At 71.6% G+C, this 25624-nt stretch carries 15 protein-coding genes, 1 tRNA gene and 1 riboswitch; of the genes, 7 read left to right on the plus strand and 9 right to left on the minus strand.

Features of this window, described 5'->3' with window-relative positions; translation table 11 throughout:
• Positions 1 to 331: 331 nt before the first annotated feature.
• The gene (locus ACIRP2_RS16650; protein WP_404250869.1) at positions 332 to 889 is read right to left on the minus strand and encodes a MarR family winged helix-turn-helix transcriptional regulator; all 558 of its coding nucleotides are present in this window, start codon (positions 887 to 889) and stop codon (positions 332 to 334) included.
• Positions 890 to 1044: 155 nt separating this feature from the next.
• Between ACIRP2_RS16650 and ACIRP2_RS16655 the strand changes: the two genes are divergently transcribed.
• Positions 1045 to 2346, plus strand: coding sequence for an MFS transporter (locus ACIRP2_RS16655; RefSeq protein ID WP_404251910.1), 1302 nt, complete (start codon positions 1045 to 1047; stop codon positions 2344 to 2346).
• A 50-nt stretch (positions 2347 to 2396) separates the two neighbouring features.
• Here ACIRP2_RS16655 and ACIRP2_RS16660 read toward each other — a convergent pair whose 3' ends face one another.
• Both ACIRP2_RS16660 and ACIRP2_RS16665 read right to left on the minus strand, forming a co-directional pair.
• Positions 2397 to 4205, minus strand: a complete 1809-nt coding sequence (locus ACIRP2_RS16660) for a SpoIIE family protein phosphatase (protein ID WP_404250871.1) — start codon at positions 4203 to 4205, stop codon at positions 2397 to 2399.
• Between the two features lie 287 nt (positions 4206 to 4492).
• Complete coding sequence (locus tag ACIRP2_RS16665; protein ID WP_404250873.1) at positions 4493 to 5971, minus strand: NAD(P)/FAD-dependent oxidoreductase; 1479 nt, start codon at positions 5969 to 5971, stop codon at positions 4493 to 4495.
• 340 nt (positions 5972 to 6311) lie between these two features.
• Here ACIRP2_RS16665 and ACIRP2_RS16670 point away from each other — a divergent pair, with 340 nt between their 5' ends.
• Positions 6312 to 7283, plus strand: coding sequence for a TetR/AcrR family transcriptional regulator (locus ACIRP2_RS16670; protein WP_404250875.1), 972 nt, complete (start codon positions 6312 to 6314; stop codon positions 7281 to 7283).
• 829 nt (positions 7284 to 8112) lie between these two features.
• Positions 8113 to 10149, plus strand: coding sequence for a sigma-70 family RNA polymerase sigma factor (locus ACIRP2_RS16675; RefSeq protein ID WP_404250877.1), 2037 nt, complete (start codon positions 8113 to 8115; stop codon positions 10147 to 10149).
• 132 nt (positions 10150 to 10281) lie between these two features.
• Here the strand turns inward: ACIRP2_RS16675 and ACIRP2_RS16680 are convergent, their stop codons facing one another.
• Positions 10282 to 12393 carry an asparagine synthase-related protein gene (locus ACIRP2_RS16680; protein WP_404250879.1) on the minus strand — a complete coding sequence of 704 codons (2112 nt, stop codon included), beginning with the start codon at positions 12391 to 12393 and terminating at the stop codon, positions 10282 to 10284.
• A 1254-nt stretch (positions 12394 to 13647) separates the two neighbouring features.
• On the opposite strand from ACIRP2_RS16680, the gene ACIRP2_RS16685 reads away from it, so the two are divergent.
• From ACIRP2_RS16685 to ACIRP2_RS16700, 4 genes are all read left to right on the plus strand, one after another.
• On the plus strand, positions 13648 to 15459 hold the full coding sequence (locus ACIRP2_RS16685) for a sporulation protein (protein ID WP_404250881.1): 1812 nt from the start codon (positions 13648 to 13650) through the stop codon (positions 15457 to 15459).
• A gap of 283 nt (positions 15460 to 15742) precedes the next feature.
• Entirely contained in the window at positions 15743 to 16999 is a 1257-nt protein-coding gene (lhgO, locus tag ACIRP2_RS16690) for an L-2-hydroxyglutarate oxidase (protein ID WP_404250883.1), read from the plus strand.
• Positions 16992 to 17936 carry a tRNA (guanosine(46)-N7)-methyltransferase TrmB gene (gene trmB, locus ACIRP2_RS16695; protein ID WP_404250885.1) on the plus strand — a complete coding sequence of 315 codons (945 nt, stop codon included), beginning with the start codon at positions 16992 to 16994 and terminating at the stop codon, positions 17934 to 17936. The genes lhgO and trmB overlap by 8 nt, the downstream gene beginning before the upstream one ends.
• A 140-nt stretch (positions 17937 to 18076) precedes the next feature.
• Positions 18077 to 19729 carry a PrsW family intramembrane metalloprotease gene (locus tag ACIRP2_RS16700; RefSeq protein ID WP_404250887.1) on the plus strand — a complete coding sequence of 551 codons (1653 nt, stop codon included), beginning with the start codon at positions 18077 to 18079 and terminating at the stop codon, positions 19727 to 19729.
• Positions 19730 to 19884: 155 nt separating this feature from the next.
• Here ACIRP2_RS16700 and ACIRP2_RS16705 read toward each other — a convergent pair whose 3' ends face one another.
• The 5 genes from ACIRP2_RS16705 to ACIRP2_RS16725 all read right to left on the minus strand — a co-directional run bounded on the left by ACIRP2_RS16705 (position 19885) and on the right by ACIRP2_RS16725 (position 25613).
• Complete coding sequence (locus tag ACIRP2_RS16705; protein ID WP_404250889.1) at positions 19885 to 20829, minus strand: aldo/keto reductase; 945 nt, start codon at positions 20827 to 20829, stop codon at positions 19885 to 19887.
• 309 nt (positions 20830 to 21138) lie between these two features.
• Entirely contained in the window at positions 21139 to 22404 is a 1266-nt protein-coding gene (locus ACIRP2_RS16710; RefSeq protein ID WP_404250891.1) for a M23 family metallopeptidase, read from the minus strand.
• A gap of 11 nt (positions 22405 to 22415) precedes the next feature.
• A riboswitch (cyclic di-AMP (ydaO/yuaA leader) is annotated at positions 22416 to 22568 on the minus strand.
• 279 nt (positions 22569 to 22847) lie between these two features.
• On the minus strand, positions 22848 to 24008 hold the full coding sequence (locus ACIRP2_RS16715; RefSeq protein WP_404250893.1) for a PP2C family protein-serine/threonine phosphatase: 1161 nt from the start codon (positions 24006 to 24008) through the stop codon (positions 22848 to 22850).
• A 241-nt stretch (positions 24009 to 24249) separates the two neighbouring features.
• Positions 24250 to 24323: transfer RNA gene (locus ACIRP2_RS16720), tRNA-Met, on the minus strand.
• A gap of 90 nt (positions 24324 to 24413) precedes the next feature.
• Positions 24414 to 25613 carry an SPFH domain-containing protein gene (locus ACIRP2_RS16725; RefSeq protein ID WP_404250895.1) on the minus strand — a complete coding sequence of 400 codons (1200 nt, stop codon included), beginning with the start codon at positions 25611 to 25613 and terminating at the stop codon, positions 24414 to 24416.
• Between the last annotated feature and the right edge of the window lie 11 nt (positions 25614 to 25624).

Here is a 25624-nt window from a genome sequence, read left to right on the forward strand (position 1 = left end):
TTTCCCTTTCCGGCGAGTCCGACTCTATCAGATCCTTTCGGGCCTGATTCCCAGTCAGCGGGGCTTGTCTTCCCGGCCGTTGGGCCGTTCCGACGTCCAAACTCTAGCGGATTCCCCCGGCAACTCATAATCGAGTCTTCGAAATTAATTTCGGCATGCCGAAATTGTCCCGAGTGGGAGATCGTGCTGAGTTTTGGTTGCCGCGTTCGTGGCGGGATCGGTTGTCGCAGAACCGTTCCGGCTCCGTGACAACTCGAAGAACCTTACGGATCGCGGAGGGGCGTGTCAACCCCGGCAGGTCAAGCGGTTTTCCCACGCGTCGGGCAGGGTTTCAGTCCAGGTCGGTGAGGCGCCCGCCGGCGTCCGGCTGGGCGTGCTCCACCCGGCGCAGGAGGCGGATCAGCATCTCTCCGAGAACCCCGCGCTCGTCGCTCGTGAGGTCCTGGAGCAGGTCCTCCTCGAAGGCGGTGGCCATGCGCATCGCCTCCAGCCACTTCGTACGCCCCTCGTCGGTCAGCTCGACGATCACGCGCACCCGGTTGTTCTCGTCCCGGTCACGGGTGACCAGGCCCTCGCCCGCCATGCGGTCGATGCGATGTGTCATCGCCGCAGGGGTGAGACCGAGGCGCTTGGCCAGCTCTCCCGGACCCAGGCGGTACGGAGAGCCGGCCAGGACCAGGGTCTTGAGGACCTCCCACTCGGCGTTGCTGATGCCGAGGGCGGCGACCTGGCGGCCGTACGCCACGTTCATCCGGCGATTCAGACGGCCCAGGGCCGAGACGACCTGCTCGACCTGGGGGTCCAGGTCACGGAACTCGCGCTGATATGCGGCGATCTGCTCGTCGAGGCTCGGCTCCTGCGGGCCGGGCTGCTCGGTGGTGTCAGGCATGGCGGGCAGTATCGCACGCCTCCCAAAGCCGTCGAAGTTCTTCGGTCTGAATTGTTGAGCTTCTAACTTTAGTGCTAAAGTCTTCGGGTTCGAGTCGTTCGGATGGCTCGACAAGCAACTTCGAGACCTTGAGGTAGGTGAGTGTGACCAGGGAGATGGGCGCAGCACTGCGGCGGATCCAGCTGGGGAGCGCGCTGAGCGCGTTCGGGCTCGGGTTCACCGTTCCGTATCTGTACGTCTACGTGGCGCAGGTGCGGGATCTGGGTGCCGGTACGGCGGGAGTCGTGCTGGCGGTCTTCGCCATGGCGGCGCTCGCAGTCCTGCCGTTCACCGGGCGTGCCATCGACCGGCGCGGACCGCTGCCCGTGCTCGTCGTCGCCTCGGTCGTCGCGTCCCTGGGCGCGGCCGCGCTCGGCCTGTCGTCGAATGTGACCGCCGCCGTGCTGTCGGCCGCGGTCCTCGGTGCGGGTACCGCGGTCATGCAGCCGGCTCTCGCCACCATGCTCGTGTGGTGCTCCAGCACCGCCACCCGTACCCGTGCCTTCGCCATGCAGTTCTTCCTGCAGAACCTCGGGCTCGGCATCGGCGGGCTGGTCGGTGGGCAGATCGTCGACACGAGCCGGCCGGAGACCTTCACCCTGCTGTTCCTGATCGAGGCCGCGATGTTCGTCGTGCTCGGTGTCATCGCCTCCACGGTGCGGCTGTCCCGTACGCCTTCCTTCTCCGAAGCCCGGCCCACCGACGGGTCCAAGGCGCAGGGCGGGCTGCGGGCGCTGCTCTCGCACCGGGCCATGGTGCAGCTGTGCGTGCTGGGCTTCGTGCTGTTCTTCGCCTGCTACGGACAGTTCGAGTCCGGGCTCGCGGCGTACGGCACCGAGGCCGCCGGGATCCAGCCTTCGACGCTCGGTATCGCGCTCGCCGCGAACACCGCCGTCATCGTCGTGGCCCAGTTCGTCGTGCTGCGCCTGGTGGAGCGCCGCAAGCGCACCAGGGTCATTGCCGCGGTCGGTCTGATCTGGGCCTTCGCCTGGATCGTGGCGGGGTACGCGGGACTCGGGCACGGCAGCCAGACCATGGCGACGGCCGCGATGATCTCCACGTACGCGCTGTTCGGACTTGGTGAGTCGATGCTGTCGCCGACCGTGGCGCCGCTCGTCGCCGATCTGGCGCCGGAGTCGATGGTCGGGCAGTACAACTCCGCGTTCGCCCTGTGCAAGCAGCTCGCGCTGGCGGTCGGTCCGGCCGTGGGCGGGCCGATGGGGGCGACGCTGCACGGCCCGTACATCGTGACGTTCGTGCTGTTCTCACTGGGCATCACGGTACTGGCGCTGCGGCTCGGCCGACGGCTCACTCCCGCACAGGACCAGCCCTCGGTCGAGGTCGTGCCGTCCAGGGTGGTGGCCGTTTCTCTGCCGGACGCCGAGCCCGTGGCCGCCTCCGCCGTCACCCCCCGCTGACGCCGCGGGAGTGAACCGCGATGAGTAGGGGTCCTGTTGCGGCAGGTCCCCTACTGCGGCAGGGCGAATTCGCACCAGACCGCCTTGCCGCCGCCCGGTGTGCGGCGGCTGCCCCAGTGCGTGGCGATCGTCGCGACGATGGAGATGCCGCGGCCCGCCTCGTCCGCCGGATCGGCGCGCCGCAGACGGGGCAGGTGGTCGTCGCCGTCGGTCACCTCGATGATCAGACGGCGGTCGGTGCGGCGCAGGCCCAGGCGCATCGGCGGAGTGCCGTGCTTGAGGGAGTTCGCGACGAGTTCGCCCGCGGCCAGCACACCCAGGTCGCAGAGCTCGACCGGGAATCGCCACGACGTCAGGACGCCGGTCGCGAAGGCGCGGGCGCGCGGGGCCGCTTCGATCCCGCCGAGGAGATCGAGCGAGGCGTTGTGGAACAGCTCCGCGTTCGCCCCCGTACGGGCGGGATGCTGAACCACCAGCACCGCCACGTCGTCGTCGTGTTCCGCGGTGACCCCGAGGGAGCGGATCAGCCGGTCGCAGACCACCTGGGGTGAGCCCTTGGCACCGGAGAGGGCGCGCTCCAGGGCCGCGACGCCCTCGTCGATGTCCTCGCTGCGGCGCTCCACCAGACCGTCCGTGTAGAGGACCGCGGTGGAGCCGGACGGCAGCGCGATCGTGCCCGATGTGTGGATCCAGCCCCCTGTACCGAGCGGCGGCCCGGTCGGGTCCTCGGCGCGGTGGACCGTACCGTCCTCGTGGCACACCAGGATCGGGAGATGTCCGGCGGAGGCGTAGACGAGCCGGCCCTCGTTCGGGTCGTGGACCGCGTAGGCGCAGGTGGCGATCTGACTCGCGTCGATCTCGGCGGCGAGACCGTCGAGGAGCTGGAGCACCTCGTGCGGCGGGAGGTCGAGGCGGGCGTAGGCACGCACGGCCGTGCGGAGCTGGCCCATGACGGCGGCGGCCCGCACCCCCCGGCCCATCACGTCCCCGATGACCAGGGCGGTGCGGCCCGCGCCGAGAGTGATGACGTCGTACCAGTCACCGCCGACCGCTGCGTCCGTGCCGCCGGGCTGATAGGTGGCGGCGATCCGGAGGTCGTCGGGCTGCTCCAGCTCCTGCGGCAGCAGGGAGCGCTGGAGGGTGACGGCCGTTTCGCGGTGGCGGCGCTCGCTGGCGCGGAGCCGTTCGGCGGCCTCGGCGTGGTCGGTGACATCGGCGGCGTACACGAGTACTCCGCCTTCGCTGCCCATGTCCCTGTTTCTGTACTTGTTCCTGCTGTTCCTGTCGTCCTTGTTCTGCTTCTCGGCCCTGTCACCGCTGTTGTCGCTGTCGGGCTCGCCGGCGCCGTCCGTGCACCTGTCCCTGTGGACCGGGGTGCAGGTGACGGTGTACGAGTTCCCGCTGCGGACCTTGCGGGACTTGACCGTGCGAGGGGTGCCGCTGCGCAGCACCTGGTCCATGAGCGGCAGCAGACTGAGTTCGGTGAGCTCGGGCATGGCCTCGGCCGCGGTGGCGCCGGCCGGACGGGGCCCGAAGGCGGCGGCGTAGGCGTCGTTGACGTAGGCGATCCGGTGATCGGGGCCGTACACCAGGGCCACCAGGGCGGGCAGCCGACCGAGGATGTCCCGGGCGGAGAGGTCCTCCAGGGCGGCGGGTCCGCGGTCCCTGGGCGGTTCACCGGGCGTGTCGACGCCGGTGTCGCCAGGAGTGTCGCCGCGCGTGTCGCCGTCCGACGGGCAGGGTCCGGTGCCGGGCCGCGCGTACTCCGCGCGTGCCGGAGGCACGGAACTGCGGTCGTCCCGTGCGGCGGCGCGGCGCTGCGTTCCGGGTAGGCGGGCGCTCCAACGCGTGAAGTTCACGGAATTTCTGGCCTCGTGTGTCGGTCTGGTCCGCTCGGGCGGGCTGCTTCCTCTGCCGGTTCCACTACCGGTTCTCTGTCGCCGGGGTCGGGGCCGGGTCTCATCGCCCTGCTCGTACGTCTGATGCGTCTGGAACGTCGGTGATGTTCACTGTTGGTCACTGCCGGCCGGGTCACTCTGTGCAGATGTGGGCCCACCTATGGTCACACGTCCAGTGTGGCGGACCGTACTGACAGTGGTCGGTACGGGTCGCACCCCGGTGGACGTCGGGGTGGTCCGACGGCCGGTCAGCCGCCTTTTCCCGAGGGGCTGTCGGGCCCCTGTGGCCCGTCGGGCCTCCGCGGATTCCCGGGGCTCGGTGGGCCATCGGCGCCCGGCGGACCGCCGGGCCCGGTTCGCCTTCCGCCTGCGGCGAGTTCGAACTCCGCGCGGGGGTGTTCCAGCGAACCGAGGGAGACGATCTCGCGTCTGAAGAGCCCGGCGAGAGTCCATTCGGCAAGGACACGGGCCTTGCGGTTGAACGTCGGGACACGGCTGAGGTGGTACGTACGGTGCATCAGCCAGGCCGGGTAGCCCTTGAGTTTGCGCCCATAGACGTGGGCCACACCCTTGTGGAGGCCGAGTGAGGCGACGGAGCCCGCGTAACTGTGCCGGTACTCCTTGAGGGGCTCACCGCTGATCGACGCGAGGACGTTCCCGGCGAGCACCTTGGCCTGGCGCACGGCGTGCTGCGCGTTGGGGGCGGTCTCCCGGCCGGTTTCCGCGGCGGTCAGGTCGGGAACGGCCGCGGCGTCGCCCGCGGCCCAGGCGTGCTCGACCCCTTCGACGGTGAGTTCCGCCGTGCATCGGAGCCTGCCGCGCTCATTGAGCGGCAGGTCGGTGGCCGCGAGGACCGGTGCGGGTCTGACGCCCGCGGTCCACACGAGTGTGCGGGTCGGGAAGCGGGAACCGTCGCTCAGGACAGCGATCCGGTCCTCGCAGGACTCCAGCCTGGTGTCGAGGCGTACGTCGATGTTGCGACCGCGCAGCTCACGGATCGCGTAGCCGCCCATCGCCTCACCGACCTCGGGAAGGATGCGTCCGGACGCCTCGACGAGGATCCATTTCAGATCCTCGGCCTTGATGTTGTGGTAGTACCGCGACGTGTAACGGGCCATGTCCTCCAGCTCGGCGAGAGCCTCGACGCCCGCGTAGCCGCCACCGACGAAGACGAAGGTGAGGGCGGCGTAGCGGATGGCCGGGTCCCGGGTCGCGGAGGCGATGTCCATCTGCTCGATGACGTGGTTGCGCAGCCCGATCGCCTCCTCGATGGTCTTGAAGCCGATGCCGTGATCGGCGAGGCCGGGGACCGGGAGAGTGCGCGAGACGGAACCCGGCGCGAGAACGAGTTCGTCGTAGGGGATCTCGATGGCGCCGGTACCGTCCTCCCCGGTGGCGAGGGTGGTGACGGTCGCCGTCCGCTTGGCGTGGTCGATGCGCTGGGCCTCGCCGATCACGATCTTGCAGTCCGCCAGGACCCGACGGAGCGGCACGACGACATGGCGCGGAGAGATCGAACCGGCCGCCGCTTCGGGCAGAAACGGCTGATACGTCATATAAGGCTCGGGCGTGACGACGACGATCTCGGCCCGACCGCTCCTGAGTCTCTGCTTCAGCTTCCGCTGGAGACGCAGCGCTGTGTACATCCCGACGTAGCCCCCGCCGACGACGAGAACGCGCACGCCTGGCGGGGGGCCGGGGGGTGTTCCCCCGGAATCTGAAGCCATCACCACCCCATGACGCAACGTGCTCAAGGGTTTGTCCACAGCCCCGGCAAATTGTGTGACCGGAGGTTTCGGGCGGGCCGTCGCCGCCGATCCGCGCGGCGACACGGAAGCTACGCAGGTCAGGGGTTGGAATGGGGGTGGTGGGCCGGGGGCGAATCAGTGACCAACCGGTCCTTGCTCCGATCGGGGGGCGCTCCGTGCGGAACTACCCTCTTCTGAATTGACCCGGGCTCAACTATGTTCGTATGTCGTCGGGGAGCCGGGTCGAGACCGTGATCCACTCTCCGGCTCAAACGGCGGGAAGTCTCCGGGGGGAGACGTCATTACCGGGGGAAATGTTATGCACATTCAGGATTCTCATTGGCAGACCAGTGCTGAGGCCACGTCCCATTCGTCCGACGGGAACGGGCGATACGGAGCTGCGGGAACAGCTGTGGGGGCGGTGGACACGGTGGGTTCGGCCGGCGCGGTCCCGGCAGCCGGAACAGGCGGGACGGCCGGAGTGACCGGCGCGGTCGGCGCGGTGGTGACGGCTGGAGCGAACGGCCGCTCGGCTCCGCTTCGCGTGGACGCGCAGCGGAACCTGGAGCATGTACTGCGAGCCGCGCGTGAGGTTTTCGGCGAGCTGGGATACGGGGCTCCGATGGAGGACGTGGCGCGCCGCGCCAGAGTCGGAGTCGGCACGGTGTACCGGCGGTTCCCGAGCAAGGACGTGCTGGTGCGGCGGATAGCCGAGGAGGAGACCTCCCGGCTGACCGACCAGGCGCGGGCCGCGCTGGGCCAGGAGGACGAGCCGTGGTCGGCGCTGTCGCGCTTCCTGCGGACGTCCGTGGCGTCGGGCGCGGGACGGTTGCTGCCGCCGCAGGTGCTGCGGGTCGGGGTCGATGTCGACGCCGATGACGGTGCGGACGTCCATGCCGCCGTCGACGTCGAGGGCTCGGCCGCCGCCGGGGAATCAGCGGCTTCCGGACCGGGCTCGGGCGGTGTGCGGGACGAGGCACGCGTACCTCAGCAGCGCCAGGGCGCGGAGCAGGACGGTCTCCGGCCGGTCGACGGGCGCTCCGGCTCCGCCGGGGAGATCGGCCCCGATGCCGACGACGCAGGGGCCGGCGAACTGCTGGAGGTCGTCGGCCGACTGGTGGACCGGGCGCGGGCGGCCGGTGCGCTGCGTCGCGATGTGACGGTGGCGGACGTGCTGCTGGTCATCGCGACAGCGGCGCCATCACTGCCTGACCCGGCTCAGCAGGCCGCGGCCTCGAGCCGACTGCTGGACATCCTTCTGGAGGGACTGCGCTCACGACCCGTGGCGTGAACGGGATGTGAGCGCGGCCGGATGCGTGAGCGAGGATGCTCACGCATCCCATGGGGTGGGTGAGGTGTGATCGCGACCCGAGGCTTGAGCCGGTTGCTCGCGCATCCGCGGCGTGAGTGGGAGGCGCCCCCCGGTTCGGGGCGTGAGCCGTGCACGGGCGTGTCCGGGTGCCGGGTCGTGGGTCGGGGCTGCGCCGACGGGGTGATGAGGGTGCCGAGCGGGTTCGGTGCCGGGTGAGCGCGGCGGGGCACCGAGGCAAGGTGTGCACGGTCGGCCCTCCGGGATGAATGGCCGCAGCAAGGCGGTTCCCCGGGCGGCTCGGGTGCGGACGAGGACCGACGAGTCGCCCGAGAGTGCGGCAGGGCGCCTCGGGTGCGCGGCCGGCGCGAACGAATCGTCCGAAGTGCGCGGCCGGGGTGAGCGGTGACGTGGCGCGTTTCGGAGGGTCCTGCTCAGCGGCTCGTTCTCGCTCGTCCGCTGCACGTCTCGGGCTTCCGCATCTCATCCGGCCTCCACGTGCAGGTTCCGAGCCGGGCCTCTTTGCACGGTCGCCGTCCGACCGGGCCTTGATCGGTGTGCGTTCCGTTCCCTCAGCGCGGCATGGGCCCTCGGCAGGGCCCTCGCCGGGGAAGCTGTCCGCCCCTTTGTCCACAGTCTCCAGGTGCAGAAGAAGCGCGAAGAGCGTTCCCCGAAGGAGTGGCTACCAGTACCCACATTCGAGGAAACGCCCCGGATGAGTGGTTGCTGGGGCTGAGTCGTCGGCGTGATTGCGCCATGTGACAGTCTTGCCCGATGTTCGGGTCCGACAGCGCATACGGGGGCTTCCGCGATGACCGGTGACGGGCAGCAGGAAGAGTCGTTCGACGATGTCTCCGCCGTGGGCGGTGCGACGGAGGCCGGTGGGCCGTGCTCCCCACAGGTACCGAGCCAGGCCGGACCCGGGCGAGCCGACGGTGACGCCGGGGGCCCCGCCGTCGTGCCCGGTCCGTGGCCGGCGCCCGTCGCGGCCGGCGTCGAGCCCGAGGGCGCGGTGCCTATGCAGCGGGAGGGCCGCGGCAGCACCGCCGGTGCCCCCGACTCCCCTTTCTCGGACGCCGAGTTGATCAGGCAGATGCGGGACGGCGACGATCTCGCGTACGAGGAACTGTTCCGGCGGCACTCCGGCGCGGTGCGCCGCTACGCGCGAACCTGCTGCCGGGACGCGCACACCGCCGACGACCTGACGGCCGAGGTCTTCGCCCGCACACTGCAGGCGGTACGGAGGGGCAAGGGACCCGAGGAAGCTGTACGGGCCTACCTCATGACCGCCGTCCGGCACGTCGGAGCCGCCTGGACCAAGACCGCGAAGCGGGAACAACTGGTCGACGACTTCGCGGTGTTCGCCGCCCAGGCATCTTGGTCGGCCCAGGTGTCGGACACGGACACGCTCGACCTCGGCGCCGATGTGCTGGCCATGCACGAGGCCGAACAGTCGATGGCGATGCAGGCCTTCCGCAGTCTGCCGGAGCGCTGGCAGGCGGTGCTGTGGCACACCACCGTCGAGGAGGAGTCGCCCAGCGAGATCGCCCCGTTGTTCGGACTGACCGCCAATGCCACGGCGGTGCTGGCCAGCCGGGCCCGCGAGGGGCTCAAGCAGGCCTACCTGCAAGCACATGTGAGCCAGGCGCTCACCTCGGGCGGCGACTGCGCGCGGTACGCCGACCGCCTCGGCGCGTATGCCCGGGGCGGGCTCCGGATGCGGGCCGAGCGCGGGTTGCGCGGGCATCTGGACGAGTGCGTGAAGTGCCGGCTCGCCGCAGGTGAACTGGCCCATGTCAACGCCGGGATTCCCGCGCTGCTGCCGGTCGCGGTCATTGGCTGGTTCGCCGCCGGGTACGCACTCAAGGCCGCCGGAATCGTCGCCGGTGGCGCGGCCGGGGCCGCGGGCGCCGGAGCCGCCGCGGCGGCGACCGGCGGGAGCGCGTCCGGCGGCTCGGCAGGTGGTGGTGCCGCGGTCTCCGAAGGGCTCGGTGCCCCGGCGAAGGCCGGTATCGCGGCGGCGGTTGCCCTGGCCGCGACGGCCGGACTGGCCTGGGCGCTGGTGGGCAACGACCAGCCGAAGCCCGAGGCCGAGCACACGGCGAAGCCGGCTGTCGTGGCGCCTGCCGCGCCGACGCCGGCACCGCCGAAGCCGACACCGGCGAAGTCGACACCGCCGCCGAAGCCCGCACCCCCCGCTCCACCCGCACCGCACCCGATTCCCCCGCCGGGGCCCACCCCCACCCCGAAACCGACCCCGAAGCCTCCCTCGAAGCCGATACCGGAGCCGGCATCGAAGCCGACATCGAAGCCGGTGCCACCCGCACCACCTGTCCCGACCCCGACGCCCCCCGCGCCGGAGCCCACCCCGAAGCCGACGCCGACGCCGACACCCCCTCCGCCCCCTGCGTCGACCGTCTACCGGGTCAGTGAGCTGAGCTACTCGATGCTGGGTGACCACACCGAACCGGAGCTGGTGATCAATGAGAGCGGTTGGGTCTGGCAGCGTTCCGGTCTGTCGATCGGCGGCACGCGGTACGCCCACGGCGTGACCGTCCACAGCAAGTCCTCGGTCACGATCCAACTGAACCGCCGGTGCACGCGTTACGAAGCCGTGGTCGGGATCGACGACATGACACTGGGGCTGGGCACGGTGCGTTTCTCCGTCTTCGGCGGTGACGGGGTACGGCTGTGGCAGTCCCCCGTGATGAACGGCAACGCCCCGGCCGTGCCCGTCGAAGTGGGTATCGCCGGTCAGGAGAGGATCCGGCTCGTCGTCGAGCGGACACGGCCGGGCGGCGGCGTGGCACTCGCCGACTGGGCGAATTCGGTCATCACCTGTCGGTGAGGCGACCGGGCACCGTCCCTGCGGACGGAACGCCCGGGAGTTCCCCGGCGATGCGGGTCCGGGGCGGTCGGACGTCTGCCGGCCGTCGAACGTCGGCCACAACGACCGCTACGGCCACGGCCCGGCCCGCCGCTACGGCTGCAGTGTCCGCCTCGCCGGGACGACTCCGCCCGCCACCGCGCGCTGGCGAGGTGCCGCCGTGCCCGTCCAGCAGGTGCCGCGCCGCGAGACCAGGCGGCGGAGCCAGAGTTCCGTGGACGCCAGGTGCGCCAGGCCGTCCAGCGGGAGCGGTTCACCCTCCGAGGCGGCGCGCAGCGCCTTCCGTACGACGCGGGCCTCGACCAGGCCCGCGTCGGCGAGCAACGGGGCGTCGAAGAGGGCGATCAGCTCGGGCAGCGCGGCACGCAGACCCGTGCGGGCCGTCGCGTTCGAGGTGGCCAGGGAGGGGGTGCCCCAGCCGGACGGCAGTTCGTGAATGCCCGCGCCCGCGAGCACCCGGCGCAGAATCGCGGCGCGGGCACCCGGCTGGACCCGGAGCGATTCCGGGAGCGCCCGGGCGGCGCGTACGACCTGGTTGTCGAGGAACGGGGCGTGCAACCGCTGGCTGCGGTTCTCCGCCGCCTGCTCCAGGATCCGGTGGTCCGCGGCGTACCGGGCGAGGGCCGCCCTGGCGCGGGCCTCGCCCGGACGCTGGACGGAAGCGGGCCGGATCGCCGCCTCCTGAAGGCGAACCGATACTTCGGCGAGCGCCTCCCCCGTCAGCCAGTGTGCGGCGGGCCCCGGTCGCGACCAGGCGAGGGCGGCGAGCGAGGCGTCGGCGGGGGTGTCGAGGTCGGGGGCGTGGCGGTTCGCGTCCGGCAGTCGGCCGGCCGCCGTCTCCAGGCCCGTGCGGTACGACGTACGGGACAGGCGGCGCGCCGCGCGGTAGACGGTCAACGGCACGAACAGGGAATGTGCGGTGGGGCCCTCGGCCTTGGCGAGTGCGGCGACCGGGCGCAGCAGGTGGCGACGGCGCCGGTCCATCAGCAGGTCGGCGAGGCGGGCCGGGTGGGCGTCGAGCACCTGCCGGGCGCCGCCGCCGACGAAGTGGTCGGCGCTGCCCGAGGCGAGGCGACGGCGATGGCGCTCGGCGACGACGAGGGACGGGCCGGGTTCATCGGTGAGTGGGCCGCCCCCCAGGTCGGCGTAGGGCAGCGCCTCTTCCCCGGCGGCGACGACGACATGGTGGAGGCGCGGGTTGGCCGCGATGACGCGGGCGCGTTCGAGTTCCTCCTCGTGTCCGCGGGTGGTGAGGTCGTTGAAGGTGACGGCGAGCAGCCGCTCTCCCGCTCCCGTGCCGTGGCCGAGGAGGGTGCCCGGCAGGCCCGGCAGTCCGGCGGCGAGCAGGGCTAGGGTGGCGGAGGCACTGCCTCCGGAGAGGTCGGCGCCGATGCCCGGTACGGGTGCGCCGCGGGCGGCGCGTCGTTCGGCGGGACCCATGCCGGGGACCGGGCCCGGGTCGGGCGGCAGGGTCTCGGGGGCGTGGCGCGGGGCCGTGAGTCTGGCGCGCACCGCTTCGACCAGCGCGTCACGCACCCCGTCGACGGCACTGACGGGGTCGGTCTGGGGAGCTGCGACGGCGAGGGAGGCCACCGCCTCGTACCCGGTGATCTCGCGCGATCCCTCGCGGAGGATGAGCGCGTGCCCCGGCGGGATGCGCTTCACTCCGGCGTACGGGGTGCCGTCGCGCAGCGCCTCCGGTGTTTCCGGGCAGGCGAGCAGGGCGGCCAGGTGACCGATGTCCAGCTGGGCTTCGATGAGGTCGGCGAGCGGGAGGGCGGCAGTGGCGTACGCCGTACCGCCGGCCCAGGGGGTGTAGAAGACCGGGCGGGCCCCGGCGAGATCTCCGATGACGGTGATCCGGCGGCCGACCTGGACGACGGCCGTGTAGCTGCCGGGCCAGGAGGTGAGATGGCGCAGTGCCCCGCCGCGGGCGGCGAGGAGGCCGACGCGCAGCTGCTCGTCGGTGGCGCTGCAACAGCCGAGGACGGCCATGCGGGCGGTGGGCGCGCCCTCCGCGGTCTCGACCGTGCTGATGCGGATCTCGTCGGGGCGCCAGTCGCCGACGGCCCAGAGCGGATCCGGGTCGCCCCACAGCAGTTGGGATCCGACGGGGTGCATCGTGCGCCCGTCGTCACTGGCGCCCACCGCACCGGCCGTGCCGAAGCTCGCGGCGATACTGCTCCACCCCACCAACCAACGCATCGCCGCCTCCACAGGCTGTGGACAAAACGGCGCAGCAGGAAAGCATCGGGAGAACTCCGGTGGTGCGCGGCGCCGTTGCGAACATGCTGCCACGACAAAGGCGCGCAGGAGGGGCTACGGACGGCGCACGTCGGAAGGGCATGCGCCCCTGGCAAAGACCGGAACGGGACGGACCTCGGCGGGCGCGGACGCGGCCACGCCCGGCGGCGACCTGGCAGCGGGTACCCGGCGGGACCTCCGGTACACGGCCCGCGCACAGCGGGTCATGCCCCAACAGGCTTGCGTACCGGGCGTGTTGCCACCCCCGGACGAACAGAATCCACCGGCCGAAAACCGGCCACATCCCGAATCACCCGAGACCCGGTGACGGACAGCCGTCGGGGGGTCGACGCGATGTCCGCGAATCGCCGGGCCCAACCTCGGGATACCGACGACATTCGGCCATTCTTAGAGCACATCGAACGCGGGCGTCAGGGAATTCATCACATCGTAAGTCCACTTTCGCCCCACTTCGCTCCGCGATCCCCCCGAATCCCTCCCCGAATCCCCCGTCGTCCGCCGTCGATCACCACCGGGCGGCCGCCGGCCCCGGCCCCGGCCGTGAACCCTGGCCCCGTGCTGCCCCGCACCGCACAGTCCGGGAGGTGTCGTCCACCTCCCGGACCGGACCGCCGCCTGCGGGGAATGAGGCGGCAGTGTCCCCCAGCCCACTGAGTCCGATGCAGTGGGCCGACCCACGCAGCAACCATGGAAGCCCCTCCGAAACAGCCGGACGAGAGCGCACGGCCGGGCGCACGGCCACACACCAGGAGCACGTACGGAGCCCGGCGGACGGGGCTGTCACCACGTACGAAAGGCGCCTCCAGGAGCGCGTGGACAGGGCGTGGAGCAGGCTCTCGCGCCGGGTCCGCGTCGAGGTCCGGGCAGGGCTCCGGGCAGGTTTCCGCGCCGGGGCCGGGACCCTGCCCGCGGCGACCGGAGCGGGACGCCGGCGACGGCCCGAGCGGGACCTCGGACCCGCTCGCCTCCGCACGGACAACAATCCCGCCATACGGACGTCTGCCCCTTAACGGTAGGGATGCGGCGAACTACGCTGGGTTTTACTGAGGTCCTCGGCAGGAGGCATATTCCTCGGGGCTCGGCCATATGCGTGTGCGGTCGGAGTGCCGGGGTTCGTCCCTGGGGAGGACACGGTACGAATGCCGCGCGCCGCAACGGTGACGCGGCGGCCGTCTGTGTGTCGAGGGGTGGCGCATGTCCAGGGAGCAACGCGGACCGAACGAGAAGCTCGGAACCGTTCTCGCCCTCGCGGGAATCAGCAACGCCGGGCTCGCCCGGCGGGTCAACGACCTCGGGGCGCAGCGCGGTCTGACACTTCGGTACGACAAGACATCGGTGGCCCGATGGGTCTCCAAGGGCATGGTGCCGCAGGGCGCCGCGCCCCATCTCATCGCGGCGGCGATCGGGGCCAAACTCGGCCGACCGGTCCCGCTGCACGAGATCGGTCTCGCGGACGCCGATCCGGCCCCGGAGGTCGGACTCGCCTTTCCGCGCGACGTGGCCGAAGCGGTCCGTTCGGCGACCGAGCTGTACCGGCTGGATCTGGCCGGGCGACGGGCGGGCAGCGGCGGGATCTGGCAGTCGCTGGCGGGCTCGTTCTCGGTGAGCGCGTACGCGACGCCCGCGTCCCGCTGGCTGATATCCCCCGCCGACCCGTCGGTGGAGCGCGATGCGACGGCCGCCGAGGCAGCCATCCTCGGCACCCAGGGCGCAAGGGGCGCACGTACCGGTGCAGGGGCGCAGAGGGCATCGGGCACGACAGGGAAGAGCACGGAGTCGGAGCCCGGTGCACCCGGCGCGTCCGGTACCGCGGGCTCCCGGGCCACTCGGGGACCGCTGGGCACACAGCCGGCACCTGGAGCACCGGCGACACAGGCAACTCAAACGGCTCAAGCGGCGCAGAATGCGCTGAATGCGCAGGCGGCTCAGGCTGCGCTGGGAACCCTGGGGGCCATGGGCACGCAGCGGACGTCGTCCATCCCCGCCCAGCCGGGCCCCGAGACGACACCCGGATCCGCGCCCACCACGTCGGCTCCTCACGCGCACACGAACACGACCGCCACCACGCTCACGAGCGACATCTCGCCGCTGCGGGTCAACCACAGCGATGTCTCCAAGCTGCGCGAGGCCGCCCAGGACGCCCGTCGATGGGACTCCAAGTACGGCGGCGGCGACTGGCGTTCCTCCATGGTCCCCGAGTGCTTACGGGTCGACGCCGCACCGTTGCTGCTCGGTTCCTACAGCGACGAAGTCGGCCGGGCGCTCTTCGGTGCCGCGGCGGAGCTGACCAGGCTCGCCGGGTGGATGGCCTTCGACACCGGCCAGCAGGAGGCCGCGCAGCGCTACTACATCCAGGCACTGAGGCTCGCGCGGGCCGCGGCCGACGTGCCTCTCGGCGGTTATGTCCTCGCCTCGATGTCCCTGCAGGCGACCTATCGAGGTTTCGCCGACGAGGGGGTCGACCTCGCGCAGGCCGCCGTCGAACGGAACCGGGGGCTCGCCACCGCCCGCACCATGAGTTTCTTCCGCCTGGTGGAGGCCCGCGCCCATGCGAAGGCGAGTGACGCAGCGGCCGCGGGGGCCGCGCTCAAGGCCGCCGAGGGCTGGCTGGAGCGTTCCCGGGCCGGCGATGCGGACCCGTCCTGGCTGGGCTTCTACTCGTACGACAGGTTCGCGGCCGACGCCGCGGAGTGTCACCTCGACCTGAAGGCGCCCCGGCAGGTGCGGCGCTTCACCGAGCAGGCCCTGTCCAGGCCGACCGAGGAATTCGTCCGCTCGCACGGATTGCGGCTCGTCGTGTCGGCGGTGGCCGAGCTGGAGTCGGGGAATCTGGACGCGGCCTGCGCGGCGGGCACCCGGGCGGTGGAGGTGGCGGGCCGCATCTCCTCGGCGCGGACCACGGAGTACGTACGGGACCTGCTGCACCGGCTCGAACCGTACGGGCACGAGCCGCGCGTCGCCGAGTTGCGTGAGCGGGCCCGGCCACTGCTGGTGGCGCCCGCGTAGCCGCACCGCGCGGGGCGGGCGCACGCACGCCCCGCGGCTTCCTCGTGGCATCGCCCGGCGCCCCGTCCCGGGGCCGGGCACTCCGAGACGCCCGGCGCCCGCCGGAGGTCGCTGCGTCCCCCGCCTCCCTCTCGTCGTACGGACGACGTCCGGACGGCATACGGAGGGCATACGGACGACCACCGGACGCCGCCGGGCGTAAAGATCCGGCGCCACGCTGGGCTTCGCTGGTTTGAGTACGTTGTCAGTGGGTCAGTGCACTATCGGGGTGGGAGGTGGCGTGATGATGACGCGCGCGGCGTACGACTGCGATGTGCTGGTGATCGGCGGCGGGATCGTCGGCCTGTCGACCGCGTACGCGATCACGCGCACCGCTCCGGGCACCCGGGTGACGGTGCTGGAGAAGGAATGGGGCCCCGCCCGTCACCAGACCGGGCACAACAGCGGAGTGATCCACAGCGGCATCTACTACCGTCCCGGGTCGCTCAAGGCCCGCTACGCGGTGCGTGGCGCCGCCGAGATGGTCGACTTCTGCGCCGAGCACGGCATCGCGCACGCGGTGACCGGCAAGCTGATCGTCGCGACCGAGCGGTCCGAGCTCCCCCGGCTGCACGCACTGGTCCAGCGCGGTCGGCAGCACGGGCTGCCGGTGCGCGAGCTGGGGCCCGCCCAGATCGCGCAGTACGAGCCGCAGGTCCGCGGGCTCGCCGCGATCCGTGTCGGGACGACCGGGGTGTGCGACTTCGCGGCGGTCGCGGCGCGGTTCGCCGCCGAGGTGAACGGCGCGGGCGGGGTGATCCGTTACGGGGCGGAGGTCACCGCGATCGACCGGCGTCCCTGGGGTGTGGCGGTGCGTACGGCGGACGGTCCGGTGGTGCGGGCCCGGGTGCTGGTCAACTGTGCTGGGCTGCACTGCGACCGGGTGGCGCGGCTCGCCGGCGACGACCCGGGGGTGCGGATCGTCCCCTTCCGCGGGGAGTACTACGAGCTGGCGCGGCCGGAACTGGTGCGCGGCCTGGTCTATCCGGTACCCGATCCGGCGTTCCCGTTCCTCGGCGTGCATCTGACCCGCGGCCACGACGGCGGTGTCCACGTCGGGCCGAACGCGGTGCCGGCGCTGGCCCGTGAGGGATACGACTGGCCCGTCGTGCGCCCCCGTGAGCTGGCGGACACCCTGACCTGGCCCGGCACCTGGCAGATCGCGCGCAGGCACTGGCGGTACGGGGCCGGAGAGGTGCGCCGTTCGCTGTCGAAGCGTGCGTTCACGACGGCCGTGCAGCGACTGCTGCCCGAGGTCACGGCGGCAGATCTGCGGCCCGCCCCGGCCGGGGTCAGGGCGCAGGCCGTGCTGCGGGACGGCACCCTGGTCGACGACTTCCTGATCCGCGAGGCCCCGCACACCGTCCACGTGCTGAACGCTCCTTCGCCCGCCGCGACGGCCTCCCTGCCCATCGGGCGGGAGGTGGCACGCAGGGCGCTGCTCCGGGCACGGGGGACGGGATGGAAGCCGCCCGCCGTAGAATCGGGGCATTGTGTCTGAGTCCTTGAATCCCTCCGCGAACCGCTCGGTGAGTTCCCTCGCGAGCCCGTCCGCGCATCCTTCCGCCCCCGAGCCCGGCGAGGTCGCGGCCGGAGCGAGCAGCGCCCCGGCCGAGCCGGGCACCGCTTCCCCGGCCCAGCCCGCCGCCTCCCCCGCGGCAGGGATTCCGGACGATCTGCGCGCCGCCTCCTTCGAGCGGCAGCGCCGGCTGCGCCAGGAACCGCGTTTCCCCGGCGGGCCGGCCATCGACCCGGCCGGATCGCACCACGAGCGCCGGATCCGCAGCTTCCAGCCACGCCGCAGCCGCGTCACACCCGGCCAGGAGGACGCCCTGCTGCGGCTCTGGCCGAAGTGGGGCCTGGACATCGACGGGCAGCGCGTCCTCGATCTGCCCGAGCTGTTCGACGGGCTCCCGGCCGTGCTGGAGATCGGTTTCGGGATGGGTGAGGCCACTGCCCGAATGGCGGCCGACGACCCGGGCACGGGCATTCTCGCCATCGACGTGCACACCCCCGGTCAGGGCAATCTGCTCGGCCTCGCGGACCGGAACGGCCTGACCAACATCCGGGTCGCGAACGGTGACGCGATCATCCTGCTGCGCGAGATGCTGAGGCCCGACTCGCTGGACGGACTGCGGGTGTATTTCCCCGACCCGTGGCCCAAGAAGCGCCATCACAAACGGCGGCTGATCCAGCCGGAGTTCCTCGACCTGGCGGCCCAGCGGCTGAAGACGGGCGCCGTGATCCACTGTGCGACCGACTGGGAGCCGTACGCCGAGCAGATGCTGGAGGTGCTGACCGCGCACCCCCTCTTCGAGAACACCCAGGCGGACGGCGGCTACGCCCCGCGGCCGGCGTTCCGGCCGCTGACCCGGTTCGAGGGACAGGGCCTCGACAAGGGCCATGTCGTGCACGACCTGCTGTTCGCCCGCCGCTGACGTCTCCCGCTGTCGTCCAACCGTGGCGGCACCGGCCTCCGCTGTCGTCCACAGGTGGCGGCACCGGCCTCCGGGCGGGCGCCGACCGACACGGCGCCCCATGGCCAGGTGTCGGTGCTGCTCGTTAGGGTCGTCAGGTGGTGTCCGACGGGTCTGTCCAGCAGCGGCAGTCACAGCCGGCCGTCCCTCTGCTCGAGGAGCAGCGGGTCGGCGAGATCCTGGCTGCCGTCCCGGAGCGCAGGCACTGGCGTTACCGGCCTCGCCGCGTCGGCATGGTGTGGCGCAGCAAGACCTTCCGCATCGCGGCCGTGTTCACGGTGCTGGCGCTGTGCGGCCTGGCGATCCTGGCGCTGGTCCGTGATCAGACGGGCACGGAGGGGTTTCTGGTCGGTCTCGGCCTCGCCGTGCTGCCCGTCCCGCTCCTGATGGCGGCGTTCCGCTGGCTGGACCGGGTCGAGCCGGCGCCCTGGCGGAATCTGTTGTTCGCCTTCGCCTGGGGTGCGTTCGCGGCCGCGCTGGTCGCGATCCTCGCGAATTCGTTCGCGACCCACTGGATAGCCACGGCCACCGCCGATCCGTCGCACGCCGACACCCTCGGCGCCACGGTCATAGCGCCGGTCGTCGAGGAGAGCGCCAAGGCCGCGGCCGTGCTGCTGATCTTCCTGTTCCGAAAGCGGGAGTTCAACGGGATCGTCGACGGCGTGGTCGTCGCCGGCTTCACCGCGAGCGGCTTCGCCTTCACCGAGAACATCCTCTACCTGGGCAACGCCTTCGGCGAGGACCAGCAGATCGGCACCTCGGGCGTCGTCTCGGTGACGGCCGCGACGTTCTTCGTACGGGCCGTGATGTCGCCGTTCGCGCATCCGCTCTTCACGGTGCTGACCGGCATAGGCTTCGGGCTCGCCGCGGCCAGTGCGCGGCGGCGTCGGATCCGCCGCATCGCTCTGCCGCTGCTGGGCCTCGTTCTCGCCATGGGCATGCATGCCTTGTGGAACGGATCGGCGGCCGTCGGACCGTACGGCTTCTACGCCGTGTACGGCGTGTTCATGGTCCCGGCCTTCGGCCTGGTGACCTGGCTGGCGATCTGGTCGCGCCAACGGGAGCTCCGTACCCTCTCCGCCGAGCTGCCGGCCTATGCGGCGGCCGGCTGGCTGACGCCCGCCGAGCCGCTCGCCCTCTCCTCGATGCGGGCCCGTGGCATGGCACGCGACGCGGCACGCCGACGACACTCCCTCGCGGCCCGGGGAAACTGGACGAGCCCGTACGGACCGGCACCCGCGCCGACATCACCGGCCTACGGTCCGGGACACCCGCAGGCACACACGTCGGTGTACGGACCGGGATACGCTCCGGGACACGGGCAGGGGTACGCGCCGGGGTTCGGGACGGGGCACGGGTACGGGACGGGGCATGCTCCGGCGAGTGGGCCGTCGGCCCAGGCCGGTGCTCGCGCCAAGGCGCAGGCCAAGGCCCAGGGCAAGGCTGCCGCCCGCACCGTCGCCGAGTACGAGTCGTTCGCGACGTCGCTGGCCTCACTGCGCAGGCAGGCCCGCCGCGGGACCGCGGGTGCGGATTTCGCCGAACGCGAGCTGGAGCTGCTGCACCATCTCTGGCAGCGCAGGGACGTGGCCGCTCCCGCCCTGACGTACGCGGCGCAGGCGACGGGCCGCCTGCGCCCGCATCGGCCGCCACCCGGCCCGTACGCCCATCCGTTCCCGCAGCACACGCCGTACGGCGGCCACGGCTACAACCCCTATCTGGCCCCGCACCAGCCGCCGCAGCGGAGCCAGTAGGGCCACGCTCGGCACCGGAACGTTCGTCCGTCGCGCGAGAAGGGCGCGGACGGGGCCGACGAGGGCCGGGCGACGACCGTCCTGCTCGCGTGAACGCCCCGGCAGCGCTGTGCTCCCGGGGCGCCCACGGGCGACCATGTACCTGGACGACCGTGTCAGGCGGATGCCTCGGTGAGTTCCGCCAGGTCCTGCTCGGTCAGCCGGAGGTCGGCGACGGCCACCAGCGCGGGCAGCTGTTCGACGGTGCGGGCCGAGGCGATCGGCGCGACGACGGTCGGCCGGGACGCGAGCCACGCCAGTGCGACGGTCGCGATCTCCGCGTCGTGCTCCTGGGCGACCTTGTCGAGCGCGGACAGGACCTTCTGCCCCCGCTCCGACTCCAGGTACTGCCCCGCCTTCTCGGCCCGAGCGCTCTCCACCGAGGCACCCGGACGGTACTTGCCGGTGAGGAACCCGGAGGCCAGGGCGAAGTACGGGACGGCTGCGAGCCCGGCCCGAGCGGCCGTCTCCTGGAGTTCGCCCTCGTATGTGTCGCGGGAGACCAGGTTGTAGTGCGGCTGCAGGGCCACGTAACGGGCCAGCCCCTCGCGCTCCGAGAAGTCCAGGGATGCCCGGAGCCGCTCGGGGCTGATGTTGGAGGCGGCGATCTCCCGGACCTTGCCCTGCTTCACCAGCTGGTCGAGGGCGGTGATGATCTCCTCGACCGGGACGGTCTCGTCGTCGAAGTGCGTGTAGTACAGGTCGATGTGGTCGGTGCCGAGCCGGCGCAGCGACTCCTCCGCCGCGGCCTTGATGTTCGTGGCGGTGAGCCCCTTGTACGCGGGATGGGCGCCGACCTTCGTCGCGACGACGATCTCCGACCGGTTGCCGCGTGCCGCGAGCCACTTCCCGATGACGGTCTCCGACTCGCCGCCCTCGTTGCCCGGGATCCAGGCCGAATATGCGTCGGCGGTGTCGATGAAGTTGCCGCCCGCCGCGGCATAGGCGTCCAGCACGGCGAACGACTGCGCCTCGTCGGCCGTCCAGCCGAAGACGTTGCCGCCGAGGGCGAGCGGGAAGACCTGGAGGTCGGAAGGGCCCAGCTTACGAAGAGAAGTCATATGTGGATCAACGGACACCAGCGGGTCCGCTATTCCGGCAGTCGGCCCTTCAGGCGGTTCCGCCGATCGCCCGGCCCACCGATCCGCCCGGCCGCCGCTCCGGTCTGTCTTCAGGCCCCCGCCCGGCCCATTGCCCGGCCTGCGCGTCGTTCCGTCCCGCTCCTCGTTCCGTCCGTCTTGCCCCTCCGGCCGGAGGAACCGTGCCGACACCCCGGCAGCCCTGACGTCGGGGGGAGAGCGTCAGGGCTGCCGGGGTTCAGCGGCCGGCGAACCGGCTCGGGTCGTGTGGGCCGCGAGGCGGCCGGCGGATCAGGGGTTGAGGCCCTTGCCGCGCAGCCAGGCCATCGGGTCGATGCCCGTGCCGGCCGGGGTGTGGACCTCCAGGTGGAGGTGCGGGCCCGTCACGTTGCCGGTCGCGCCGACCCTGCCGATGGTGTCACCGGTCGTGACCTTCTGGCCGACACTGACACCGATCGAGGACTGATGGCAGAACCACAGCTCCGTACCGTCTTCGAGCTCCAGCACCGTGCGGTAGCCGTACGAACCGGACCAGCCGGCCGACTTGATGGTGCCGCCGTGTATGGCCTTGATCGGGGTGCCCGTCGGCGCTGCGAAGTCGAGGCCGGTGTGGTAGCCGGAGGACCACATCGAGCCGGCCTCGCCGAAGGTCGAAGTGATCGTGTACGAGGAGGTCGGGATGGCGTAGCTGGCGGCCAGCTTGGCGAGCCGCAGGGCCTCCGCCTTCCTCTTGGCCTCTTCCTCCGCCTTCTTCTTCTCGGCGGCGATCTTGGCCTCGGCCGCGTCCTGCTGCTTCTTGGCCTCGGCGGCGGCCTTCTCCGCGGCCGCCTTCTCCTCGGCGGCCCTGGCCTCGGCGTCGGCGGCGTCCTGCTGCTGCTCGGCCTGCTGGAGGATACGGGCACGGAGCGCCTCGCCCGCGTCCGTCGCGCCCCGCTGGGCCTCGGCGGTGGTGATGCCGGCGGTGGTGAGCGGCGCGGACGCGGCGACGGCCTCGGCCTTGTCGGCTTCGGACTCGCCGGAGAACAGGGACCCCACGCCGGGGAGCGACTTGGCGTCGGGCAGGTTGTCCGCGATGGAATCGGGAAGCGAGATGGAGACCGCCGGCTTGCTCTGCGCGGTGGCAATGCCGCCCGCGCCGACCGCCGCGATGACGCCGACCCCGAGCACGGTGGAGCTACGGGCAAGTCCGTTGCGCTGCTTGGCGACGCGGTGCTTGCCGCGCACGGGGCGGACGGACTCCTCGGTGGGGTTCCACTCGTCCCGGCTTCGTTCGGGTTCACCGACGCCGTCGGCGCGAAATCCCCCGCGGAGCTCTGCCGGATCGCCGGACCCGCTGAACTCACCGGACCCGAACTCACCGGTGAAGTCGCCGCCCGGCTCGGTGCCGTAGCCGGTCCCGAACGCCGTTCTCGTCCCGGTGGTTGCGTAACCGGCGTCGGAGGCGAGACCGGGGCCGTATCCGAGGCCGTAGTCGGAACCGGTGCCGAAGTCACCGCCCGGGCCGAAGTCGGAGGTGAACCGCGCGGGGGCCTCGGGGGCAGGCTTGTTGGACGCCACTTGGGCGCACTCCTTTCCTTCCTTCTCGCCTACCGGGTTAGCTGACGGGTTCGGAGCAGGAAGGTCTCCTACGGGCGCCTCTGCCTCTCACGAGACACAGGTGTCCGATTCACCCCATGTAGGTGGTTCCCCGGTTCCCTTGCGGAATTCGGCGCTCGCGCACGGTGCCGCCACTGACGACGGCTGGGACGACCGCGCTGCGTTATCGAACGTTAATAGACACCCGGGCCCTATTCCAAGCTGTTCCCACTGATCGTTCACGTCTTTGGCCTGGACTTTACGGGACATAACCGGGTGGAATCGGATGAGTTGATCGCCCCTCAGCCATTACCCGGATTCTGACGTTGCGTCAAATGTTATGCGGAGCGGCGTGCTTCGGTTACGCACGGTGGCATGCCCGTCCGGCACTCCACCCGGTCCGCACCACGCACCCGCCCCACCCGTCACATCGTGTCCAGTCCCACGATCTTCACCGTCCTGCGCCGGTGCGGCTGCCCCTCCGCGGGACGTACGACCGCGAGCAGCGCCATGTCGTCGGTGGTCTCGCCGCCCGTGTGCCGCCGCACGTCGTCGGTCAGGGCGGACAGCAGCTCCTCGGGTCCCGGGAAGATCCGCCCGCGCAGCCGCGCAGCCGGATCGTAGAAGACCCCGTCGGCGTTCCGCGCTTCGGAGAGACCGTCGGTGTAGAGGAGCAGGGTCGTCCCCGCCGTCAGATCCCATTCGTCCGCCCGGTCGGGCCACACCCCCAGATCCATCCCGAGCGGCAGCGCGGGCACCGACGGCCCCAGCACATCCAGGGCTCCGTCCGGATGCAGCAGGATCGGCTCGGGATGACCACGGTTGACGATCCGCACCCGCGACAGCCCGGACGGGATCTCGGCCAGTACGGCGGTGGTGAAGCCCTCGACCACGTCCAGCCCGCTCCGCCCCGTTCCCTCTCGCGCCAGCGCCCGCTCCAGCCGCTGAGCCACGCCCTCCAGAGAACGTTCCTGCTCGGCCGCCTCCCGGAACGCGCCGATGATCACCGCCACGGACTCCACGGCGTCGAGCCCCTTCCCCCGTACGTCCCCGACCACCAGCCGCACCCCGTGCGGGGTGTCCGCCACGGCGAACAGGTCGCCGCCGACGAACTCGTCCGCCTGCGCCGCCTCGTACCGCGCCGCCACATGCAGCCCGCCGATCCGGTCGGACGGTTTGGGCAGCACGGCCCGCATGGCGGTCTCCGCGATCACCCGCGCGGAGGCCAGTTGCTCGTTGCTGCGCCGCACGACCCCGTTGATGACGATCGCGAGGACCGACACGGTGGCCAGGGTCAGCAGCTCGATCAACGGCACGGCCTGCGGCAACGTGTTGCTGTGCAGGCGCAGCGCGACGATGGCCAGGATCGAGGCGACGGCGGTGAGGACGGTGCTGGACAGCGAGAAGAACGGCGCGGCGATCAGCGGCGCCGCCACGAACAGCGGAATGGCGGTGAAGGTCGGCGGCGTGAGGGCGTCGAACACCAGCCCGCCGAGAATCATCAGGGCGGGCAGCGCGCGGACGAACCGCCGGGTACGGACACCGCCTCCGGCGTGTCTGCCGCCCTGCTTCAGCCGCTTCCACACCTGTGGTCTCCTGCCCGGTACGCGCACGGCTGAGTACGGTGCCGCGCCCCACCTCCAGGCTCACCGGAGCGAGGGCGCGCGGCGACTCCTCATCGGCCAATGGGGGTACGCACGTGGCCCGGCTCACACACCGCCTGCCCCGCCTTCCACCATTCCGGCGACCGGAACCAGGGACCGGCGGCGGTGCGGGGAAATGATTCAGGCCCGGCACGCTGCATGCGTGCCGGGCCTGAATCGTCAGTAGCGGGGACAGGATTTGAACCTGCGACCTCTGGGTTATGAGCCCAGCGAGCTACCGAGCTGCTCCACCCCGCGTCGGTGAACACAACTCTACGGCATGTCCGGCGCGCTCATGACCACTCGGCGAATCTCCCGCGTCCCGCCCCTTCGGCGCGGCCCCGGAGATCAGTTCGTCTCGGTGATGCGCCCAGTGGCCTTCCCGTCGACCGCCGGTGACTTCATCGGGCTCGCGCCGCGCTGCAGCGCATGAAGGATCGCCAGCCCCTGGCCGACCACGCCCGCAGCCATCTCATTGACACCGTTGGCGCCGTTGAGGACGGTGAGGTCGGCCCCCGACATGCCGCGCGCCGCCGCGTCGGCCAGCGCCGGCAGGTTCTCCACGATGCGGTTGGCCGCGATGAGCTCCTGGTTGCCGTCGCGCAGCGAGGCGGCGCGCGCGCTGTTGGCGTCGGCCTGGGCCTGGGCGATGGTCCGTTCGCTGTACGCGTTGCCGTCGGCCTCGAACTTCACCCGGTCCCGGGCCGCCTCGGCGAGGGTGCGCTGACGGTACGCCTCGGCGTCCGCCGGGCGCCGCACCTCCCCTTCGAGCCGCTGCGCGGCGAGCGCGGCCTGCCGCTCGGCCAGCGCGGTCTGCTCCTCGATGACCTCGTGCGAGGCCCTGGCCTGGGCGAGCGGTCCGGCCTGCGCGGCGCGGGCGTTGTACTGCTCGGTCTCGGCGAGGAAGCCCGCGCGCTTGATCGCGGTGTCACGTTCGTACTCCGCCTTGAGCGCGGCGGCCTGCTGCTCGCGCTGGCTGGCCTCCTGGTCGGCCTTGGCCTCGGCGATCCGGGCCTGGCTGGCGACCGCGGCGGCGTGCGGGGCGGCGAGGTTCTTGATGTAGCCGGTGGCGTCGTCGATCTCCTGGATCTGGAGGGCGTCCACCACGATGCCGAGCTTCTCCATCTCGCCGTGGCTGCCCGCGATGACCTCCTGCGAGACCCGGTTGCGCTCGCGGATGATCTGTTCCACGGTCAGTCCGCCGACGATGGAACGCAGGTGCCCGGCGAAGATCCGGCCGACGAGCTCCTCCATCTGCTCCTGCTCCGTCAGGAACCGGCGTGCCGCGTTGGCGATGGACACGGCGTCGTCGCCGACCTTGAAGACCGCGACGGCCCGGACGTTGAGGCGGATGCCCTGCTGGGTCACGCAGTCCTCGGTGATCTCCGCCTCGCGCAGCGCCAGGGAGAGCATGCGCGCCTTCTGTTTGACCGGGACCACGAAACTGCCGTGGCCGGTGACGATCCGGAACTGGGTGTCCAGGGTCTGCCCCTTGGAACCGGATATGAGCATCGCCTCGTTGGGGGCGGGAACATGCCAGAAGAACATCGGAAGACTCC

The organism is Streptomyces sp. NPDC101194, from assembly GCF_044767885.1.
Classification (GTDB): Bacteria; Actinomycetota; Actinomycetes; order Streptomycetales; family Streptomycetaceae; genus Streptomyces.

Bases quoted from the DNA above. Each gene is read 5' to 3' on its own strand.
- ACIRP2_RS16680 (WP_404250879.1), bottom strand. From the start codon at position 12,393: ATGCGTTGGTTGGTGGGGTGGAGCAGTATCGCCGCGAGCTTCGGCACG.
- ACIRP2_RS16705 (WP_404250889.1), bottom strand. From the start codon at position 20,829: ATGACTTCTCTTCGTAAGCTGGGCCCTTCCGACCTCCAGGTCTTCCCG.
- lhgO (WP_404250883.1), top strand. From the start codon at position 15,743: ATGATGACGCGCGCGGCGTACGACTGCGATGTGCTGGTGATCGGCGGC.
- ACIRP2_RS16670 (WP_404250875.1), top strand. From the start codon at position 6,312: ATGCACATTCAGGATTCTCATTGGCAGACCAGTGCTGAGGCCACGTCC.
- ACIRP2_RS16665 (WP_404250873.1), bottom strand. From the start codon at position 5,971: ATGGCTTCAGATTCCGGGGGAACACCCCCCGGCCCCCCGCCAGGCGTG.
- ACIRP2_RS16675 (WP_404250877.1), top strand. From the start codon at position 8,113: ATGACCGGTGACGGGCAGCAGGAAGAGTCGTTCGACGATGTCTCCGCC.
- ACIRP2_RS16655 (WP_404251910.1), top strand. From the start codon at position 1,045: ATGGGCGCAGCACTGCGGCGGATCCAGCTGGGGAGCGCGCTGAGCGCG.
- ACIRP2_RS16650 (WP_404250869.1), bottom strand. From the start codon at position 889: ATGCCTGACACCACCGAGCAGCCCGGCCCGCAGGAGCCGAGCCTCGAC.
- ACIRP2_RS16725 (WP_404250895.1), bottom strand. From the start codon at position 25,613: ATGTTCTTCTGGCATGTTCCCGCCCCCAACGAGGCGATGCTCATATCC.
- ACIRP2_RS16685 (WP_404250881.1), top strand. From the start codon at position 13,648: ATGTCCAGGGAGCAACGCGGACCGAACGAGAAGCTCGGAACCGTTCTC.